The organism is Bacillus sp. 05T31 (assembly GCF_056396725.1).
The window spans coordinates 1-4,255 of record NZ_JBFTMA010000357.1 but is presented as its reverse complement, the minus strand read 5'-3'; the positions used below and the strand labels follow the sequence as shown (position 1 = coordinate 4,255).

At 31.2% G+C, this 4,255-nt stretch carries 5 protein-coding genes and 1 pseudogene; 3 read left to right on the top strand and 3 right to left on the bottom strand.

Annotated elements, in window-relative coordinates; all coding sequences use genetic code 11:
• A partial coding sequence (locus AC1DJR_RS19230; protein WP_477003267.1) for a fatty acid desaturase occupies window positions 1-720 on the bottom strand: 720 nt, incomplete at its 3' end.
• Window positions 721-1,336: 616 nt separating this feature from the next.
• On the opposite strand from AC1DJR_RS19230, the gene AC1DJR_RS19225 reads away from it, so the two are divergent.
• Entirely contained in the window at window positions 1,337-1,927 is a 591-nt protein-coding gene (locus AC1DJR_RS19225) for a hypothetical protein (protein ID WP_429688566.1), read from the top strand.
• A gap of 476 nt (window positions 1,928-2,403) precedes the next feature.
• On the opposite strand, the pseudogene AC1DJR_RS19220 reads toward AC1DJR_RS19225, so the two are convergent.
• A pseudogene (locus AC1DJR_RS19220) lies at window positions 2,404-2,933 on the bottom strand (ATP-binding cassette domain-containing protein); the annotation flags it as partial.
• Window positions 2,934-3,095: 162 nt separating this feature from the next.
• Between AC1DJR_RS19220 and AC1DJR_RS19215 the strand changes: the two are divergent.
• Complete coding sequence (locus AC1DJR_RS19215) at window positions 3,096-3,578, top strand: DUF2975 domain-containing protein (RefSeq protein ID WP_477003266.1); 483 nt, start codon at window positions 3,096-3,098, stop codon at window positions 3,576-3,578.
• Window positions 3,579-3,588: 10 nt separating this feature from the next.
• Window positions 3,589-3,804, top strand: coding sequence for a helix-turn-helix domain-containing protein (locus tag AC1DJR_RS19210; RefSeq protein WP_477003265.1), 216 nt, complete (start codon window positions 3,589-3,591; stop codon window positions 3,802-3,804).
• Window positions 3,805-3,846: 42 nt separating this feature from the next.
• On the opposite strand, the gene AC1DJR_RS19205 is transcribed toward AC1DJR_RS19210, so the two are convergent.
• Window positions 3,847-4,158 (bottom strand): hypothetical protein, encoded by a 312-nt coding sequence (locus AC1DJR_RS19205; protein WP_429688564.1) that lies wholly within the window; start codon window positions 4,156-4,158, stop codon window positions 3,847-3,849.
• Window positions 4,159-4,255: the final 97 nt, after the last annotated feature.

Genomic DNA, 4,255 nt, shown 5'->3' with positions numbered 1-4,255 from the left:
CTCTTTATCTTCTTCAAAATAAGAATCCTCGAATGTGTGCTGTACGTAAAACAGCCAAATACCTATTGAACCTGCTATTAAGAATATGGAACCATGTACTAAAAGAAACGATTGCCATCCGAGTGTCCAGCAAAGTAACCCTACTAAAGCAACGATTAAAACATTCGTCAAATAGGTATTCATGCGTTCCTTCTTTCTAGCACCTTTTCTGTTAAATCTATTTTTAAGTAGGAAAACATAAATCGGACCTAACCCAAACATAACCAATGGATTGCGATATAAACGATATGCTAAACGGAGTCTAAATGGCGCTGCCAAATATTCATTCACTGTAAGTGTCCAAATATCTCCTGTACCTCGCTTATCCAAATTACCACTTGTAGCGTGATGAACGGAATGCTCATGCCCCCATTGATCAAACGGGAATAAAGTTAAAACACCCATACATGTCCCTACTATTCTATTTACACGACGGTTTTTAAAGAAAGAATGATGGGTACAATCATGAAAAATAATGAAAACCCGTGTCATAAATCCCGCGGCTAACACAGCTGGAACTAATGCTAACCAATAAGAAACGGACAAACTTTTATAAGCAAGGTACCATAAGATAATAAATGGCACTACCGTATTGATGATTTGCCAAACACTTTTTTTTGCCGTTGATTTTTCAAAAGGAGCAACTTGTTTTTTTAAATTTTTAGTATTTTGTAAGGTCATTTTTTCTAATTCCTTTCCTTTATGTTGCTAATTTGTATTATAACACATTATTAGTAGTAGGTGTTATACGTAGGTATAATAAATATTTTATACTATGAAAATCTCTTTTTTCTTACTCATTCCTTACAAATTACTTACGTCCAGAATAGCTTCTATTATAGGATAGAAGGAGCATTTGTGCCGGGAATTTCGAAGTTTTTCCCAATAAATATATTAATTAAAAAGAAACACAGAATTTTTCCACTTCTGTACTGCCCCGTTTCCACAATCAGAAGTGAACTGTCCCATAAGTCGGTGTCACCGACTTTGATATGCTCCTCTTAGTTTCGTAATGTTCACTTGTTGCAATTGATTTTACCGGAACTGGATCTATTTCATGAAACTAATCAAATTACATTTCAAATAAAAAACTAGTCTATTTTGAAAACTTCCCTCACTTTTATTCTATATAAAATGTAAAAATTTAATGTCCGTTTATTTAATTTCAAATCTATGATATATTCAAAATATTAATCAAACAAAGTTAATAAAATGAAACTAAGGGAAATTTATGAAAAACACATTTTATATTCATACTAAAATCATATGTTTTTAGTATAGAAAGGAGATTCAAAATTTGAATAAGAATTTAACCAAAATTACATTAATAAGCGGTATCGCTCTTATACTTTATCATTTTTTCAAATGGTATTTAGTTGAATTCCTTACCCCATTTGTTATGCCATTTCTTTCAATAATAGTTCATGGATTGTTTTTTTTAATATTAATTTTCACAATCATACATCTCATTAAATACAAAAATTGGAAACCGTTAATTATTCAACTAATCATAGTAATTACTTGGATATGTATACCATTTAATGAAATTTATATAAATTTAGATTTTATTATCTATAAAGAAGACCGTGAAAAAGTTATAGCACTTATAGAACATAAAGAGTTAACTCCTAATGTTCATTATGATAGTAGACAAATTCATTTACCTAAACAGTTTGCATCCACTTCCAAAAACGGTGGGGATGTAATTATTCAACAAAATAAAAATGGTATTTCTGTTTTCTTCTTTACTTATCGTGGTATATTAGATAATTTTTCAGGATTTATTTACACACCAAATGATACTAGACCAAACAAATACGACTTTAATAATGAATATAAAGACATCACAAAAATAGAAAAAAACTGGTATTATGTCACATCACATTAAAGAACACAAAATTTTCTTTTAATTACATTAAAAACATACCGTATTTATAGAAAKGGAMTGCTTGTATACTATATACTGATCTGTACTGCATTCCCTAATTAGGCCCGACACGAATTMTTGTCGTATTAGCTCGTTCAAGGTGATGCATTTTTTTTACAAGTGATACATCTTTTTTATCATATACGTCGCTTTAACACCACTCAATATAGGGGTTGCTGTTTCAAATGACTCGAACCTTAACATAGGAGTAGCATAACACATCCATCAACTTAAGAATTTTCTCGTTTTGGATTATTTGTTTTTCTTAGCTTGATTGTGACAGGRCACTGCYAACAAAAAGCGATTTTCGTACACTAAGCGATCTTTTATATAAAAAAGCCGATTTCCTGTAATCTAAAGGATAATCGGCCGTGTTACTATTCATTTAATTGTAGTAGTTGAAGAAGTTCTAAAGGTATTATCACCTTAATTATTATCTATAAAACAATCCGTTTCTCAGTTTCTGAATCGAAATAATGAACTTTGTCCATGTTTAAACCGAGCTCTATATTTGATTGACTTTGCACATCTAAAGAAGTGTCTACACGAGCTACAAAAGATTGTCCATTTAAGTTGGAATATAGATATGTTTCTGCTCCCATTAATTCTGCTACATCAATAGATACCGTTACTTTTGTGTTATATGGTAAAGCCTCGATTGCTTTTCCATAATAAAAGTCTTCTGGACGTATTCCTATTATGATTTCTTTATTCGTATAGCCCTTATTTCGCAAGCCTTTCATCTTCTCTTCCAGCACTTCAATTTTCCACTTATCAATCATAACTGCATTATCTGTTAATACTCCTTTGAAAAAATTCATTCCAGGAGAGCCAATGAATCCTCCGACAAATACATTCTCTGGATTATCATGCACTTCTTTCGGTGTACCGACTTGTTGTACAATCCCGTCTTTTAGCACAACAAGGCGAGTGCCATCGTCATAGCTTCTATTTGATCGTGAGTAACTTTGTTCGGTTCCTTTTTTCATAAAGAGCAGTACTTTTTATTTTCATCTAAAATTTAAATTTACTTAACAATAAAAACAAGATTATAATAAATAAAAATTTATTGTTAAACGATAAATTTCATGTTAGATTAAATAGATAATTAATAAATGAGGTGCTTTATATGAAACAAGGATCAACACTCTTTTTAAAGACAGCTATTATTCTGATTGGAATCCCTGTTCTTGCTTTATGTATATTTTTAGTTCCTAACATAGGGAAATATGCAGCGGAATTGTTCCCGGATATTGCATTTATAAAATATCTTGTTTTAATCAATCTATATGCAACCGTGATACCTTTTTATTTTGCTCTATATCAAGCCTTTAAACTTGTAAGCTTCATTGACAAGGGTAACGCTTTCTCGAAATTATCTGTTAGGGCTTTAAAAAAGATAAAAAACTACGCAGTAACAATCAGTATTTTATATGTGGTAGGTATGCCACTCTTCTATCTTGTAGCAGAGAGAGATGATGCACCAGGTATTATTATACTTGGCATGCTCCTAATCTTTGCTTCAATGGTTATCGCAGTCTTTGCTGCCGTTCTCCAAAGACTTTTAAAAGATGCGATAGATATAAAATCAGAAAATGATTTAACGGTCTGAGGTGAATAACATGGCAATAATAATTAATATTGATGTAATGTTAGCTAAAAGAAAACTGAGTGTAACAGAGCTTTCGGAGAAGGTTGGAATTACAATGGCTAACCTTTCTATATTAAAAAATGGAAAAGCAAAAGCAATTAGAATTACAACTTTAGATGCTATTTGTAAAGCATTAGAATGCCAACCTGGGGATATTTTAGAATATCAACCTGAAGATACCGAATAAAAAAGAGTCCTTCTATTAATGAAGGACTCTTTTTATTGCTCATTACGGCGCAAAATTTATTTGACCAGTAAACAATAAGATAATCGCGATAATCCAAAATATAAAAAATGATGAGGACAATATTAATGAAATAATAGCTATCCCCTTCTTCTCTGTTTTTTTCGTCATTGTGATTATTGAAAGTATAATACCTACACCTGTAAGAGCAATCGTTACATAATCTCCAACTATATTTCCCGCATTCGCTATTCTCGTCGGAGTTATAAAAACGAATAAAAAACACACAATTCCGATGAGTAAAGATATATAGCTTATTATACTGTACTTCTTTTTGGGAACTATTTCGGTTTTCATAATACCCACCCCTTTTATATAGCTATGTGTTCATATTAGCATGAATAACCATAATTTGGTTAAAACAAAAAAACAGATACAGTGGAAACTTCCACTG

Bases quoted from the DNA above. Each gene is read 5' to 3' on its own strand.
- AC1DJR_RS19215 (WP_477003266.1), top strand. From the start codon at position 3,096: ATGAAACAAGGATCAACACTCTTTTTAAAGACAGCTATTATTCTGATT.
- AC1DJR_RS19205 (WP_429688564.1), bottom strand. From the start codon at position 4,158: ATGAAAACCGAAATAGTTCCCAAAAAGAAGTACAGTATAATAAGCTAT.
- AC1DJR_RS19210 (WP_477003265.1), top strand. From the start codon at position 3,589: ATGGCAATAATAATTAATATTGATGTAATGTTAGCTAAAAGAAAACTG.